The 15,198-nt window shown below is 66.9% G+C and carries 15 protein-coding genes; 10 read left to right on the top strand and 5 right to left on the bottom strand.

Annotated features, from left to right (window positions below):
• Positions 1–38: 38 nt before the first annotated feature.
• Both murD and F8S09_RS05610 read left to right on the top strand, forming a co-directional pair.
• Positions 39–1,373 carry a UDP-N-acetylmuramoyl-L-alanine--D-glutamate ligase gene (gene murD / locus F8S09_RS05615; protein ID WP_322618561.1) on the top strand — a complete coding sequence of 445 codons (1,335 nt, stop codon included), beginning with the start codon at positions 39–41 and terminating at the stop codon, positions 1,371–1,373.
• Positions 1,370–2,482, top strand: coding sequence for an FtsW/RodA/SpoVE family cell cycle protein (locus F8S09_RS05610; protein ID WP_152869607.1), 1,113 nt, complete (start codon positions 1,370–1,372; stop codon positions 2,480–2,482). The genes murD and F8S09_RS05610 overlap by 4 nt, the downstream gene beginning before the upstream one ends.
• Before the next feature lie 188 nt (positions 2,483–2,670).
• On the opposite strand, the gene F8S09_RS05605 is transcribed toward F8S09_RS05610, so the two are convergent.
• The 3 genes from F8S09_RS05605 to ychF form a co-directional block, all read right to left on the bottom strand.
• On the bottom strand, positions 2,671–3,246 hold the full coding sequence (locus tag F8S09_RS05605) for an antibiotic biosynthesis monooxygenase (protein WP_152869605.1): 576 nt from the start codon (positions 3,244–3,246) through the stop codon (positions 2,671–2,673).
• 33 nt (positions 3,247–3,279) lie between these two features.
• A complete protein-coding gene (locus F8S09_RS05600) occupies positions 3,280–3,783 on the bottom strand; it encodes a hypothetical protein (protein WP_152869603.1) in 504 nt (167 codons plus the stop codon).
• A gap of 99 nt (positions 3,784–3,882) precedes the next feature.
• Complete coding sequence (gene ychF / locus F8S09_RS05595; RefSeq protein WP_322618560.1) at positions 3,883–4,980, bottom strand: redox-regulated ATPase YchF; 1,098 nt, start codon at positions 4,978–4,980, stop codon at positions 3,883–3,885.
• 98 nt (positions 4,981–5,078) lie between these two features.
• On the opposite strand from ychF, the gene F8S09_RS05590 reads away from it, so the two are divergent.
• Positions 5,079–5,828, top strand: a complete 750-nt coding sequence (locus F8S09_RS05590; RefSeq protein ID WP_227978450.1) for a phosphatase PAP2 family protein — start codon at positions 5,079–5,081, stop codon at positions 5,826–5,828.
• A 24-nt stretch (positions 5,829–5,852) separates the two neighbouring features.
• Here F8S09_RS05590 and F8S09_RS05585 read toward each other — a convergent pair whose 3' ends face one another.
• Positions 5,853–6,113: a DUF2231 domain-containing protein gene (locus F8S09_RS05585; protein WP_322618588.1), complete on the bottom strand. Its 261-nt coding sequence runs from the start codon at positions 6,111–6,113 to the stop codon at positions 5,853–5,855.
• Here F8S09_RS05585 and F8S09_RS18250 point away from each other — a divergent pair.
• The 5 genes from F8S09_RS18250 to F8S09_RS17860 all read left to right on the top strand — a co-directional run bounded on the left by F8S09_RS18250 (position 6,061) and on the right by F8S09_RS17860 (position 12,708).
• Positions 6,061–6,204, top strand: coding sequence for a hypothetical protein (locus tag F8S09_RS18250; protein WP_322618559.1), 144 nt, complete (start codon positions 6,061–6,063; stop codon positions 6,202–6,204). The genes F8S09_RS05585 and F8S09_RS18250 overlap by 53 nt on opposite strands.
• 2,254 nt (positions 6,205–8,458) lie before the next feature.
• The gene (locus F8S09_RS05580) at positions 8,459–8,989 is read left to right on the top strand and encodes a hypothetical protein (protein ID WP_152869597.1); all 531 of its coding nucleotides are present in this window, start codon (positions 8,459–8,461) and stop codon (positions 8,987–8,989) included.
• A 573-nt stretch (positions 8,990–9,562) separates the two neighbouring features.
• Entirely contained in the window at positions 9,563–10,318 is a 756-nt protein-coding gene (locus tag F8S09_RS05575) for a fimbrial biogenesis chaperone (protein ID WP_152869595.1), read from the top strand.
• A gap of 407 nt (positions 10,319–10,725) precedes the next feature.
• The gene (locus F8S09_RS05570) at positions 10,726–12,465 is read left to right on the top strand and encodes a fimbria/pilus outer membrane usher protein (RefSeq protein ID WP_152869593.1); all 1,740 of its coding nucleotides are present in this window, start codon (positions 10,726–10,728) and stop codon (positions 12,463–12,465) included.
• Between the two features lie 18 nt (positions 12,466–12,483).
• Positions 12,484–12,708, top strand: a complete 225-nt coding sequence (locus tag F8S09_RS17860) for a phosphatase PAP2 family protein (RefSeq protein ID WP_227978529.1) — start codon at positions 12,484–12,486, stop codon at positions 12,706–12,708.
• Between the two features lie 45 nt (positions 12,709–12,753).
• On the opposite strand, the gene F8S09_RS05560 is transcribed toward F8S09_RS17860, so the two are convergent.
• A complete protein-coding gene (locus F8S09_RS05560) occupies positions 12,754–13,314 on the bottom strand; it encodes a DUF2231 domain-containing protein (RefSeq protein ID WP_152869589.1) in 561 nt (186 codons plus the stop codon).
• Positions 13,315–13,420: 106 nt separating this feature from the next.
• Here F8S09_RS05560 and F8S09_RS05555 point away from each other — a divergent pair, with 106 nt between their 5' ends.
• Positions 13,421–14,092: a YczE/YyaS/YitT family protein gene (locus F8S09_RS05555; RefSeq protein ID WP_152869587.1), complete on the top strand. Its 672-nt coding sequence runs from the start codon at positions 13,421–13,423 to the stop codon at positions 14,090–14,092.
• A gap of 36 nt (positions 14,093–14,128) precedes the next feature.
• Complete coding sequence (locus F8S09_RS05550) at positions 14,129–15,127, top strand: MBL fold metallo-hydrolase (protein WP_152869586.1); 999 nt, start codon at positions 14,129–14,131, stop codon at positions 15,125–15,127.
• Positions 15,128–15,198: the final 71 nt, after the last annotated feature.

Here is a 15,198-nt window from a genome sequence, read left to right as displayed (position 1 = left end):
TCACCCCCTCGCCCTCTTCGCTGTCTTATGGTAAGCGCGTGACGGAGCGCGGGGGACATGACGGTGGGGGCGGCGAACGGATCTTGATCTACGGGCTGGGCCGCAGCGGTCGCGGCGTGGCCCGCTTTCTGGGCCGAGAGGGGCGGCAGGCCGAGTGGCACGACGCCCGGCCGGGGGCCGAGGACGAGGCCCTGATGGGTGAGCTGGGCTTCGTACGGGGGGACGTGGACGGCGTCTACGACACGGTGGTCGCCGCGCCGGGCGTGCCCATCGACCACCCCGACCTCCTCGCCTTGCAGGAACGTGGGGCGGAGGTTATCGGCGAGGTCGTGCTGGCGGCCCGCGCTCGCCCCGCGCTGCCGATGGTGGGCGTGACGGGTACGGCAGGCAAGGGCGGCACGACGGTGCTGATCGCCCATCTCTTGCGCGGCCAGGGCGTCGGCGCCCGCGAGGGGGGCAACATTGACCCCCCCCTCCTCGACGTGGTGGACGACGCTGAGGTCGCGGTGGTCGAGCTGTCGAGCTTTCAACTGGAGCGGGTGCCGGGCCTGCGCCTGCCGGTCGCGGTGATCACCAACCTCGGAGTAGACCACCTCGACCGTCACCGCACGGTGGAGGCGTACCACGCGGCCAAGCTCAACATCACGGCGGGGCAGACGGGGAAGGACGTGCTTGTCGTCCCGGCGGGGCTGAACGTGCCCACGCGGGCGCGGGTGCGGCCCTTCACGCCTGAGCACCTGAGCCTCGCAGACGGCCGTGAGGTGCTGCCCGCCGCCGAACTGCCCGAGGGCCTCCATCCCGCCAATGCCGCTGCTGCGTTCCTCGCCGCCGAAGCCCTGCTCTCGCGGCTGGGTCGCCCGGTGGACGTGCCTGCGCTGGCCGACTCGCTGCGAGCCGCCCAGCCCGTCGCCGGACGCTTCGAGACGGTCGCCCGCATCGGCAACGTCCGCTTCGTGGATGATTCCATCGCCACCCGGACGCTGGCAGTGCAGGCGGCGCTGGAACGCTCGGTGCCGCCCGTCGCGTGGCTGGTGGGCGGCCGTGACAAGGGGGCTGACCTCGCTCCGCTGCGGGAAGCCGCGCGGGGCCGGGTGGCCCGCGTGATCGCCTTCGGGGAGGACGGCGAGGCGCTGGCGCGTGGGCTGGACCTTCCCTACGAGGTCGTGCAGGGCGAGACGGGTGAGGCCACCCTGCGGGCGGCGGCGGCGGCGGGGCTCGCGGCGCTGGGGGGTCCCGGCGGCTGGGGCACGGTGCTGCTCGCGCCCGTGGGCACCAGCTTCGACAGTTTCCGGGACTACCGCGAGCGCGGCCTGACCTTCGCGCGGGTGGCCCGTGAACTGGTGGACACGGCCCGGCCGGAGGTGGGGGCATGAGCCTGCAACTCGTGATGGCGCAGGTCATCCTGCTGACGCTGGGGCTGATCGGGGTGGCGACGGCCACGCCGGGCAACATTCTGGATCATGGCAGCAAGGCGCTGATCGCGCTCGCGGCGACCTTTCTGGTGGCGCGGCTGCCCCCCCGCTTTTTCCTCAAGCTGGCCCCGTACTTCTGGGGGTTCACGCTGGTGCTGCTGGTGCTGACCCTCTTTTTGGGTCAGGGGGCCGAGGGCAGCGAGGGGGTCAAGCGCTGGCTCGAGATCGGGCCGATCCGCTTTCAGCCGTCCGAACTCGCCAAGCTGGGGCTGGTGCTGCAACTGGCGTCCTTTTTCTCACGGCGGGGCGTGCAGAACAAGCTGATCAGCGCGACGGGCATGATCGTGCTGACCACCGGGCTGATCCTGCTGGAGCCGGACCTGGGAACCTCGGTGCTGACCTTCGGGCTGGGGATCATCCTGATGTACGCCGCCGGAGTCCGCATTACCAACATCAGCGGCTTCGTGCTGGCGCTGGGGCTGCTGAGCCTGCCGTTCGCCAACAAGTATCTGGAAACGCATCCCTACATCCTCGAGCGCTTTTTCGGACACGTGAACCGCGAGGCGTCGGCGGAAGTGGGCCTGGACCAGATCGGCAAGGCGCACCGTGACCTCAGTTTCGGCGGGCTGTGGGGGCAGGGTCCCGACGGGCCGCGCTACCCGTACTTCGCCGACAACACCGACCTGATCGTGGCGTCGGTGGGCTTTTCCACCGGGCTGCTGGGCGTGGCGATGCTCTTTTTCGCCTACTGGCTGGTCGTGTCCACCGCCCTGCAGGTCTCGCAACTCGCCACCCGCGTGCGCCCCATGACCCCCGAGATTCACGGGGCCACCATCCTCGCGACGGGCGCGATGTTCATGATCGTGGGGCAGGCCTTCGTGAATCTGGCGGTCGCGGCGGGCCTCTTCCCGGTCACCGGGGTGCCGCTGCCGCTGGTGAGCTACGGCTTTTCCTCCATGCTTACCATGAGCCTGGCCCTGGGCGTGATTCACGGCTCTATGCGCGAGGTGCGGCGCCAACTGCCCGCCGGGGAGGACTCGCCCGACGTGGTGGCGGTCGCGGCGGACTGAGCCCAGACCCCCGAACGGCCCCGGCAGCACGCTGGGGCCTTGTTCATGGGTGCCTGTACGGACTCCGGTCGAAGCGTGAGCAGGGGGATTGACTCCGAGCGCAGCGAGCAGGAGAAGGGTGGATTCCGGGCGTGGAGTTGGCAACCCGGTAAGGCTCAGGGTTGTGAACGAAACAGACCGACTCCGTATTACCTCCGGGGATACAGCCACCCGCGCAGCAGGCGCGAGAGCAGCGGCAGCACCGGCCAGTTCAGGAAGACGGTCGCCAGGAACGCCGACGGCAAAATCGCCGCCCACCACGGCCAGCCCTCCGTCAGGGGGCGCGAGAGCCACGTGAACAGCAAGATCAGCGGGTAGACCCCCACGAAGCCCAGCACCACATTTTTCCAGAAGGGGGGCGCGGCCGTGGTCCGGGCCGGGCGGTCGAACCACGCCTCCAGCCCCACCGACTCGCGGTAGTCCACCTCGCCCGCCGTGAACTCGGGCAGCCGGGACAGGGCCGAGCGGTAGGCCTCCGACTCCCGCCACGCCGCGAGCGTCTCCGGCGAGGCGAAGCGCAGCAGCGTCACGTACTCGGGGGTGCCGCCGCTCTCGCCGCGCAGGACGTGCAGGCCCAGGAAGCCGGGGTGCTGTCCCAGCCGCCTGTGCAGCTCCCGCGCCCACGCTTCGTACTCTGCGACCCGCGCGGGCCGCACGAGTTCGGTGATGACGAGGGTGACGCCCTGGGGCGACTCGGGCGTGGGGGTGGGGGAGAAGTCAGCCATGCGGGGGGCACTCTAGCAGGGAAGCGGCGGCGCTCAGGGTGCCCGCAGGCAGCTCTGCCCCGCGACCCTGTCCGCCACCTGCCGCGCCCGCACGTTCTGCTGCGGTCCGGGGGCGATGCGGGCGATCACGCAGGGCCGAGTCCCGAGCCGGGCGACCACGAGGTAGGACGTGACCTTGCTCGCCTCCACAGGGTCCGACAGGTTGTAGCGCAGGATCAGAGCGACGGGCACTCCGGCCCCGAGGCGCCACTCGGCCCGGGAACCCAGACTCGAAAACGCCGAGCCGACGACCGACCACAACTCGAGCGAGGTCTGCACTCCGCCGCGCCGAACGGTGACGTTCTGCCGCAAGTCGCCTTCTTCGACCAGAAGCTGATAGCCGCCGACGCCGCCGCACAGGTCCCGGACGAACCCGGCTCCCGACGGGTCGGTCACCAGATTCCGGCAGGCCCCCGGTTCGAGCGAGGTGTAGAGGCTGGTGTTCGCCGCGAGGCCCGCGCTGGCGAGGGCAAGCAGGGCCGTCCAGATGGGTCGCATGGGCTGTCCTCCTGCCGTCAGTGTACGGAGGCGGGACCAGACTTGAAAGACAAACACCCCCGGCCAGACCGCAGGGGGTGCGTCACGGGGGAGAGTCCCTTACATGTTGTGCAGCACGTTCATGATGTCGCCGTCCTGCATGACGTAGTCCTTGCCCTCGGTGCGGACCCAGCCCTTGCTCTTGGCATTCGCCCAGCCGCCTGCCTCGACCATCTTTTGCCACTCAATGACCTCGGCGCGGATAAAGCCGCGTTCGAGGTCGGAGTGAATCTCGCCCGCCGCCTCAGGGGCCTTTTCACCCCGGCGGATGGTCCAGGCCCGCACTTCCTTCTCGCCCGAGGTGATGAAGGTGATCAGGCCCAGCGTCTCGTACCCGACTTTCACGAGCTGGTCGAGGCCGCTTTCCTGCACGCCGAGGTCGGCGAGGAACTCGCGGGCCTCGTCTTCGGGCATCTCGGCGAGTTCGCCCTCGATCTGGGCGCTGATCTTGACGACCGAGGCGCCCTCGCGGGCGGCGTACTCGCGCACCTGCCGCACGTAGTCGTTGTCGTCCCCCAGATCGTCCTCGCCCACGTTCGCCACGTAGATCACGGGCTTGGTGGTGATCAGGCCGAATTCCTTGGGAATCTTGCCCTCGTAGCTGCCTGCGCGGGCGGGTTTGCCTTCGCCCAGCACGCTCAGGATCTGCTCGGCCAACTCGGCCTGCTCGCGGGCTTCCTTGTCGCCGCCCTTGGCCTTTTTCTGGAGGTTCGCCAGCCGCTTTTCCAGCCCGGCGAGGTCTGCGAGAATCAGCTCGGTGTTGATCGTCTCGATGTCGTCGATGGGGTCGACCTTCCCGGCCACGTGGACCACGTTGCCGTCCGTAAAGCAGCGCACGACGTGGGCGATGGCGTCCACCTCGCGGATATTCGCCAGAAACTGGTTGCCCAGGCCCTCGCCCTGACTGGCCCCCTTAACCAGCCCGGCGATGTCCACGAACTCTACGAAGGTGGGGATGATGGGGGGCACCCGCTCGCCCTTGGTAAAGACCTTGCTCAGGGCGGCGAGGCGCTCGTCGGGGACGGTCACCCGGCCCACGTTGGGTTCGATGGTGGCGAAGGGGTAGTTGGCGGCGAGCGCTCCGGCCCGCGTGATGGCGTTGAACAGGGTGCTTTTGCCGACGTTCGGCAGCCCGACGATTCCAATGGCGAGTCCCACAGTGTCCTCCTTGACTCCGCGCACGCGCGGCAACCCCGACAGTGTAGGGGACGGGGACAGGGACGGTGCAGCAGCGTCCGCCCGGCAGGGATGAACGCTTGCCCACCACCGCCCGAATCCGCCGCCGGATGGGCGAGGGTAGCGTGGGCGGATTCATGACCCCGGCCTCCTCCACCTCTGGCCCCCTGAGACACCTTCTCGCCTTTGTCCGGGCGCACTGGCGCACACTGCTGCTGCTGTTTTTCGGGCTGCTGGTGCCGCTGCTGATCTTTGTCTCCATCGCGGAGGACGTGTTCGAGAAAGAGCCTTTCGCCTTCGAGAAACCGCTAATGCTGGCGCTGCACGCGGGGCAGTCTCCGTTTCTCGACCGGGTGGCCGCCGCCTTCTCGCTGCTGGGCAGTGCGCGGGGCATGGTGCCCGTGACGCTGGTGCTGGTGTTGCTGTTCTACCGGGTGCGCCACCGGCTGGGCTATTTCCTGGCAATCAGCTTGGGCGGGGTCGCGCTGATCAATGTGCTGCTGAAAAACGTGTTCGACCGGTCCCGCCCCGCCTTCTGGACCCCCATTCTGCCGGAACCCGACTACTCGTTTCCCAGCGGGCACGCGATGTTCGCCTCGGCGCTGGCGACCTCGCTGGTGGTGCTGCTGTGGCCGACACGCTGGCGGGCTCCGGCCCTGATTCTGGGGGTGCTGTATGTCCTGGGAATGATGTGGTCCCGCGTGTATATCGGAGTTCACTACCCGACGGACGTGCTGGGCGGGGCGCTGTTCTCACTGGCGTGGGTGGTCGCCCTGACGCGGGCGTTGCGGATTCATCCGGCCTTCCCGGTAAAGTCCCGCGAGGGGTAAGGGGGCGACCCGCCGCCGCCCGCTTCAGCCCTGCGGGTGCGCCAGGGTCTTGCCCACGCCGAGGCCGTGGCGATAGACGAGCTGTCCGCCCAGGAAGCCGCCCAGCCCCGCCAGCCCCAGCGCCGTGCCCGAGAGCACCTTGCCCAGCCGCCGCCTCTGCCGTTTGCGGGCCAGTAGGGACGCCACGTTGAGGAGGAAGGCCACCTCGTTCACCGTGCCGTGAATCAGGCCAGTGCGCCGCGCCTCGCCGCGCGTGTTGGCCCAGTCGGTCCACCCGGCGGCGATGGCCGCGACCGAGCCGACCGTGCCCAGCAGCAGCGCCCGGTCGGCGGCGGCCTCGTTCTCCGGCGACCCTGGGGACTACGCTGGGCGTTAGGGCTACACTCCCCGAAGTTCAAGACTCCAGATTCTCAGATTTAACTCGCGTTCCTGAACCAGGAACCGTAAGTCGGGGCCAGTGGAATGCCCGCTGAAGTGCATGGGCTGGCCGCGCCCCCCCCAAAGGGGTTTCCAGATGCCCTCCACGGTCTGAAGCATCAGCCCAGAGGGCATCTCTGGCGTGTGCAGACTGGCAACCAGGTGCCAGGTCCAGGGTCCAGGCGGTGCTGAGAACGTCAGGGCGAGTTGTGGGGCCTCCTGACCGGAAGGGCCAGCTCGCAGTAGCCAAAAGCCTTCCGGCTCTTGGAGCAACATATAACCGCCGGGGAGGGGATAGGTCGTTTGCACAGGCCAGGGTGGTCGTCCGGGCTGCCCGACTGGCCTTCCCGCCAACACGGTGGGCTGTAAGGCGGGGGGCCGGGCCATCACTGGCGATGTCAGCTGGCGCAACCGTTGGCGTGCGCCTCCATCCAGCTTCCCGGCCAGGCTGGCCCGCAGCAGTTCGCTGAGAAACCGGATAGGATGCTCTCCATCCGGAAGGCGGACCTGCCACGTCCAGCCGGTCACGGTGATGAGAGACGGCACCCGCTCTAGCAGACGATGCTTGAACGCCCAGAAGAGCAGCCGTTGCGGTTCTCCCCCATAGTCCCCAATCACCTGACGGGCCACCAGTTCGGGAAAGGGACTTTGAAGGGCCGCCAGCGCGTGCAACGCAGGTAGGTCATCTTCATGCGCGGCTGTCTTCAAGCTGCCTATCAGGGTTTCGCGGTGCTGTGACTGCTGAAGGATGCGTCCGCCCGCCGCAGGGCGTTCGATAAGTTCCAAGATGGCTGGCCACCACCCCTCTGACCGGCGCAGGAGATCGGCCGCCTGGGTTTCCGAAAGTTGGGGCTGCAACTGATGCAGGTCGCTCAAGCTGAGTTCTGGAGTCTCACAGAGGGTCAGGGGGGTGTCTGGCATCGCCGCACTGAGTGTTCCTGTCCACTCGCCAGTGTGGTGCGGCGCTACGGGTAACACGAGCAGCAAGGGGTGCGGAATCGCCAGCAGGGTCTGAAGAGCTTGGAGAGCCAGCGCTTCAGGTGCCCCGACGCCGGTCAGCACCACGGTCAGAGGTCCGGCCCGGTGCAACCCGGCCAGCAGAGAAGCCGCTCCCTGGTCCTCGGGAGGGACTGCGGCGGTGGCCGACCTCAAGCGCCGAACCTGGGTGGTGAGAGATTCCAGCAGCAGCGCAGGCGTATGCCGGGTCGAAATGCGGACGAGCGGGAGCTTTCGCTCGTGGCACCACCGCTCGACGGCGGGCCAGCGCCCGCTCAGGGGGCGTCCTCCCAGGACGACGAGCTGGGAGCCACCTGTACCCGTGCCAGGGCGCCAACTGGCAATCAAGCGGGCCAACGCTTCGTCGAGAGAGGAAGCATAGCGCCTCGTGAGCCACGGCACAGCGTCAGTGAGGCCTGGAAGAGGTGGGAGATGAGTCCTTTGACGAACCCTGTTGAGTTCCGCACGTCGGGAAGGCTCGGCAGCCCATGCCAGGACCGTATCCAGAGACAAAGCGTGGTGGAGTTGCTGTAATGCCGCAGATTGATGATGGTCAATCCAGGTATCTAGGGCCAATGAGATTCCGCGCAGATGTGCTAAAGGTGGCTGACCGATGGCAGCCAGGGTTTCAGCCACCTGCCCCGGCTGCGTGAGCCGCTGCTCCAACAGGTTCAGGTCGGTGGTCCCTGAGAGGCTCAGCATGGGAGAGCCTCTGCGACTCAGGTCTAGCCCTTGTTTCCGGAGATGAGCCAACTCTACGCGCAGGCTATTCAGCTGGCCCGGTCCTTCCCAGAGAAGGGCAGAAACTTCGCTCCGGTGCATAGGTCCGTCTGCCAAAACTAGAAGGGTGAGAAGCGCCTTACCCTTCCGGGAAATCGCCAGCGGATTTCCGCCCAGCGATACCACCGGGCTCAAAATCCCCACCATTATTTGATCGCTGGTTGACATCGCTTCTGCCCAGGAAGTTTAACATTTTTTTTAATACATCCGCCCTGAGATTCTGACGGACGTGAAGGGGGAAGCACCCTGGCACGGCTGCTGGCTTACGCCTCCATGATCCGTGAATGCTCGCTTCTTGCGCGGTCCCAGGCTCTCTACTCTTTTAACGCTCTATAAGGGGGGGAGCTTGGCCCTGTTGCTTCCCTTCACTAGTCTGAGCACTGTCTCACCACGGCCTCACTGGAGTCTAACCTCGAGGTCGTCGCCTTGGAGGGCTTATGAACAAAATTGTTACTCTGGCTATTTTCTCCCTCGGTCTCGCAGCTGCCCAGACTGCTCCGGTCAATGCAGGCACCCATACCATTACCACCACCTTTGGGGCTACAGTTCAGCCGCTCTGCACCATGGGGGACAGTGAGACGGTCGCCGCTGGAACGAGCGGTGCATACAACCCGAACAGCAAGCAGTCGAGCTACAACTCGCTGACGGGCAGCACTGTGGACTACAGCGTGTCCCTGCCCGGCGCGGGCAGCAGCTCGAGCCTCGTCCTGCGGTGCCAGAAGGGCACCAACGTTCAGATGCAGGCCTCGAGCGCCAACGGCGGCTTCTTCAAAAACACTGCGGGTGAGGGCCAACTGAACTACACCTTTAAGGCCTTCCTGGACAAGCGCACGGTGCAGGGCGTCGGCGGCGAGCTGTACCGGCCCAAGTTCACGATTGAGATTCCTGCAGGTCAGTGGAACGTGCCCGTGAACACCCAGAGCATGGGCTACACGGACATCATCACCATGACCATTGAGTGGAACTGAAGCTCACTCGTCTTGGGGGGCGCGGCGTTTCATGCTGCGTCCCCCTTGTCTGCTCCTGTATGACCTCTTCTTTGCCGAACTTGATCTTCCAGGAAGTTACCCAACTATGTTTCCTAACCATCACTCTTTCCGCGTAAGTTGCGTTCTGAAGCGGCTTCTCATCGCTACAGCTCTGTGCGTCGGCACAGGCTGGGCCTCGGCCAGCTGCTCACTGACGAGCGCACACTTTCAACTGGCTCCCTACGCCCCACTTCAGGATGTATCGGGGAGTCTCACAGTCGAGGTGCGTTGTACAGGGGCGACCGATGAGTATCAGCTGTCCCTGACGGATGAGGCCTTTGACTCGGGGAAGGTCCTGTCGCTGCTGCACCTGGGTAGCTCCGACACCCTGCGTGTGCATGTGGACGACAAGGAGGGCACTTTGCAGGGCCGCGTCTTGCGGGGCAGCCGGGTCTGGCGTCTTGCCCTCGTTGCGCCCGCAGGTCAGTGGCTGACTGTGGGTCAGTATCAGTTGGCAACCGCTGTCAAACTGATCAACGTGACGTCTACACCTGTACCCTCGGAGGGCCGTTGATGCGTGCCGCTTTCACCTTAGGCCGGATGCTGATCATCCTGGGTGGGTTGTTCTCTTTAAGCTGCGCCCAGGCACAAAGCTTCAGTTTCAGCCCCACAGTCCTCAACCTGAACACGGATCAGACCCTGACGACCCAGACCACTCTCTACAATGTGGGATCAACTCCTGCACGGTTCAAAGTCGAGACTTTTGGCTGGCAGATGAAAGGTTCAGAGCGCGTCCTGACGCCCACGCAGGACATCATTGCGAACCCTTCCGAGTTCACCGTCCAGCCTGGCGGCCGTCAGGTGATTCGTGTCGGTCTTCGCAAGAAGCCGGGAACCCAGGAGTTGACCTACCGTCTGATCGTTCGTCAGCTTGAACTGCCGGGCAGCATGCCGCAGGAGACGGTGCCTGTCACGGGGGGGCCTGCTGGAGCGACGGCTCAGATCAGCATTGGCCTCGCCTTTTCGCTGCCGGTCTACGCGGCTCCGGGGGCGGCCCAGGCCAAGGTTTCCTACGCCCTGCAGCCGGGGTCGCCCGCCGTGCTCACCTTGACCAATGCAGGGACCCGGCACGAAACGTATTCCGATCTCGTAATCACCCGTGGCGACCGGCAGCAGGAATGGCCGTCATTCGCCCTTCTCGCAGGCGCGACCCAGCAGCTTGACCTGACTGAGCTGACATCGGTCAGCGGGCCACTGACCCTGACCTTCGTAAACGCCGCCGGTCAACCGATTCGTCTGGTGATCAACTCCTCAACAGAGGCGCCGTGACCAGCAGGTGCTGGGGTCGGCGTAGCCTGGGGCAGGGCAGCATCCTTCTGGCGGCGCTCCTCGGGACGGCATCTGCACAGGGCTGTGAATGGCCGCCGCAGCTCCTGCAGGTGTCGGTCAGTGGGAGTGGTCGCGGCGATCACGTTGTGTATGCCGAGCCAGTTGCGCCGCCCCGGTTCTATTTGCCCAGAGCGCTGGTTCGGGACAGTGAAGCTGCCCTTGTCGGGACCCAGGTCGTCTGTGACGGACAGATCTACTTCGTTCCGGCAGAAGGAACGCGAGTTCTCTACAGCCCTGAGGATCAGCGTCTTGACCTCAGCATCGCGCCCGAACGCCTCGGCAGCGATGTCTTGGATCTGGGTGGGCGCAAGCCCGTCTCCTCGTCTCCTACCCTGCCCGCCTTTGGTGTGTCGGCCGCCTTAGAGGGCGTCGGGAACGTGCAGGGCGGTGAGGCTCTGGAGTTACGCGCGTCCCTGGGAGCGAGCTTCGTTCAGGGAAAGACCATGGTCTTCGCCGACCTCTTCACTGAGGTGCAGGAGGGCGATTGGATCTTCTCTCCCCGCGCCCGGTTGTCCTACGCCTTCACCCCTGATCTGCTGATCTCGGGGCACTGGGACACCCTTCCCTCCGGAACCTCAACGCTCTTGGAACGGCAGGAGTTCCGCGGTGTCAGCGTGCAGGGTCAGTATGGGATGCGGCGCGTCCTCCCAGCTTGGGACCTAGCCCTGCCCCTAGACGCCGAGGTGGTTGTTCTGCTTAATGGCCAGGAGTGGCGCCGGGTCGCCGCCCGCGCCGGGGTCCTGCGGATTCAGGGTGCTGAGGTCGACCGCCAGGGGTTTCACGCGTTGACGGCGATCGTGACCGATGAAACCGGAGTCCGCGAGTTCACCCGCGAGTTCTCCGAAACTTACACCTTTTTGCCCGCTGGCAGCGGCCTTTATGCCGCCAGCGTGGGCTGGCAGCCTGGGGGATGGACAGTCGGGGGGCAAGCAGAATTCGGTCTGTCTCCACAGATGAGTCTGGTGACCTCTCTCCGCTGGCAGACCACGCAGAGCCGTGCCACGGCTCGGCTGAACTACGCTGCGTCGACGCGGTGGAGCCACAGCTTCGGTGTCAGGTATCAGGGCGGAACAGGAACGACGGGCACGTTCCTGGATCTGACGACTCGGTACCGCACCCGTCAATGGGTGCTGGGCGCCGCTGTTCAAACTCCCCTGGGGCGCCCCAACCAGACGGTCCTGGCCCTGAGTGGAGCTTATGTGACCAATCGGTGGAGCGCTTTCGGCGCCCTTCAGGGAGGACTGGCAACTTCATGGTCGGTGGGAGGTGGGTGGGCGTACCAGGCCACACCCGATCTCGCCGTCACGGTTACGGGAGAGGCCTCCCCGCAGTCGTGGCGGGCCAGTGTGGGGCTGACCTATCAATTGGCTCCCACCCTGCGGGCCGCCGTAGCTGCCGAGAGCGCTCCCCAGGCCTTGTCTGGAAGCCTGAACGTGACCTATCAGCCCGCGCCGGGCCATAAGGTGGAGGCTGAATGGCGTCAGCCCGGCCCGGTTTCTGCGGCCTACAGCTATGCTGGTCCGGTACAGCTCAGTCTGGGCGTCTCCACTGCGGGTGACGTCACTGCCCTGGCTCAGGGCGCGTTGACCTTCACCGGTGGACGGCTCTTGGTCAGCCCGGCCATGACTCAGCGGGCGATTGTGGTGCAGACTGGCGTCCCGAATCTTCCGCTGCTGATCAATGGTGCGGCCCCCATGACCACCAACAGCCAGGGGGAACTGATTCTCACAGACCTGGGGACAGGGCAGAGCACGGAGATCAGCGTCGACTTGGCGCGGTTGCCCATCACAGTGGGCGTGGGCACCGACCGGGTGGTCGTGGTGCCTCCCCTGAGTGGAGTCACTGTGTTTGACTGGCGCGGCAACTTTATCCTGAGCCGTTGGGTTCTGGTGCGGTGGCAGGACGGTCGTCCGGCCGCTGGGGCACGCCTGGAGTTGAACGGCCAGAGCTACAACACGGATGACGAGGGTTACGCCTTCTTGCCAGATGGCCCTGCACTTCTGTCCGGCCAACTTGTGTACGGGGACGGAACGACGCCGTGCCGGATTGACCTCGCGCCTCAGCAGACGGAGATCACCTGCCAGTAGGCCTCGCGCCGTCCGAAGCTGGGCCAGGGGAAGAAGTGCGGGGGGCCAACGCACTGGCGCGTCCCCGCGCTGATCCTGGGCACGCTGTACGTCCTGGGAATGATGTGGTCTCGCGTCTACATCGGCGTTCACTCCCCGACCGATGTGCTGGGCGGAGCGCTGTTCTCACTGGCGTGGGTGGTCGCGCTGACGCGGGCGTTGCGGATTCATCCGGCTTTTCCGGTCGGATCACGCGAGGAGTGAAGGGAGCGGCCTGTCCCGCTTCCCCTCCCCCCCTCCTCTCCCCGTTCAGCCCTGTGGGTGCGCCAGGGTCTTGCCCACGCCGAGGCCGTGGCGATAGACGAGCTGTCCGCCCAGGAAGCCGCCCAGCCCCGCCAACCCCAGCGCCGTGCCCGAGAGCACTTTGCCCAGCCCCCGCTTCTGCCGTTTGCGGGCCAGTAGGGACGCCACGTTGAGGAGGAAGGCCACCTCATTCACCGTGCCGTGAATCAGGCCGGTGCGCCGCGCCTCGCCGCGCGTGTTCGCCCAGTCGGTCCACCCGGCGGCGATGGCCGCCACCGACCCGACCGTGCCCAGCAGCAGCGCCCGGTCGGCGGCGGCCTCGTTCTCGGGCGACCCTCCCGGTAGGAAATCCAGCAGTCCCGCCACGATCCAGCCCCCCAGCGGCAGGTGAATCAGGATGGGGTGGAGGGGATGGCCCAGCGGTTCTCCGTGCAGCGCGGCCTCCACAGAGTCGGGCAGGGCATCCAGCAGTTCGCGCACTTTGGGCTGCAAGGTGTCGGCCAGGGCTTCGAGCCGGTCATGCTGGCTGAGGGTGTCCTCGAGGCGGTCGTTGATCTGCGAGTCCATAGGCGAAACCTCCGTCCCCCCGATTGTGTCCCCTGGGGCGCGGAACGCGGGGGAGGGTTAAGCGAGACTCTGGGCCGGGTATGGGCGGGGTGCTACCTTCGCCCCCATGTCCCGGCCCGCACCCCTCGCCGCCGCCACGCGCCTGCCCACGGCGGGACGGTACGCCCTGCTGGTTCTCGGCCTGGCCCTGTACGGCCTCGCCCTGCGGCTGATGCTGGACGCGCGGGTGGGTGTGGCGCCCTGGGAGGCCTTTCACCTGGGCGTGACCCGGCACCTCCCACTGACCCTGGGCACGGTGAGCATCCTGACGGGGGTGCTGATCGTGGCAGTCAGCGCCCTGTGGCTGCGCGAGCGCATCGGGCCGGGAACGGTGCTGAACGTGCTGCTGATCGGCCTCTTTCTGGATGGGCTGGCCCCGCTGGTGCCCGACCCGTCCGGCCTGCTTGCCCGCTGGGTGCAGTTTGGCCTCGGCGTGGGCCTGCTGGGGCTGGCGACGGGCACCTACGTCGCAGCGGGGCTGGGGGCCGGGCCGCGCGACGGGCTGGTGCTGGGGCTCTCGCGCCGCACCGGGTGGGACGTGGCGCGGGTGCGCGGCGGCATCGAGCTGATCGTGCTGGCGCTGGGCTGGCTGCTGGGCGGGCTGGTGGGCTGGGGCACCCTGGCCTTCGCGCTGGCGAGTGGCCCGGCGATGCGGGCAGGGCTGGGGCTCTACGGACTGGGGCGAACTCCCAAGCCTTCCGCAGGAGCGGCTACACATCCGGCAGGCCGGGTCCCTTAACGTCAAAGGGTCACACCCTGCCCAGGAGGTTGCCCTATGAGCGATTCGAGCCGTCCGTCCGACACCCCCGCCCCGCCCCTCAACCGCCGCGACACCTTGCGCCTGCTGGGTGTAGCGGGCCTGGTCACAGCCGCCGCCCCGCTGGTCCGCGCCCAGACCGCGCCCGCCACCGCCGCTCCCGCCGCTGCCGGACCCCTCAACGGCAACGGTTTTTACCGCCAGCGCATCGGGGACATGACGGCCATCGTCGTGAGCGACGGCACCGCGCCCCTCGCCGCCGTGCTGCCGACCTGGGGGGCCAACCCCGACCGTCAGGCCGAGTTCGCCGAGACCCTGGCCGAGTACCACGTCGCCGCCACGAACACGGTCAACCATTTCAACCCGGTCGTGCTGGAGGTCGGCGGTCGCCGCGTGCTGATCGACACCGGGCGCGGGGGGACGGGTGGGCAACTGGTCGCCAACCTCGGGCGGGCGGGAATCGACCCGGCCAGCATCGACACCGTGTTCATCACCCACGGGCACGGCGACCATATCGGCGGCCTCACCACGAATGGGCAGCCCACCTTCCCCAGCGCCCGGCACGTGATGGGCTCGGCCGAGTTTCAGTTCTGGACCACCCAGGCCAATCCCAACGCGGCGGTGCAGGCCAACCTGATCGGGCTGCGCGACCGCTTCACGCTGATTCAGCCCGGTGCCGAGATCGTCCCCGGCGTCACGGCGGTTGCCACGCCGGGGCACACCCTGGGGCACCTCAGCGTGCGGGCGGGCAGTGGCAACGCGGGCCTGATGGTCTTCGGGGACGCGGCGGGACACTTCCTGCTCTCCTTGCGGCACCGGGGCGCCTACATCGGCTTCGACACCGACGGGGCGCTCGCCGCCCGCACCCGCCAGCGCATCTTCAATGAGGCGGTGGAGGATGGACTGTGGGTCACGGGCTACCACTTCCCCTTCCACGCCATCGGGCACCTGCGGCGTCAGGGCCTTCGGCTGCTCGGCAGCTACGAGTACGAACCGGCGGTGTGGCAGTGGAGTTGAGAGCCGCCAGCTAGAACTCCGAGAAGCCTCAGCCTGTGCTGGGGCTTCTTGACGCTGGCCGCTGGGAGCTG

The organism is Deinococcus terrestris (assembly GCF_009377345.1).
Taxonomy (GTDB): Bacteria; Deinococcota; Deinococci; order Deinococcales; family Deinococcaceae; genus Deinococcus; species Deinococcus terrestris.
Note: the sequence above shows the minus strand (reverse complement) of the source record. Positions and strands in the feature narration are given on the sequence as shown.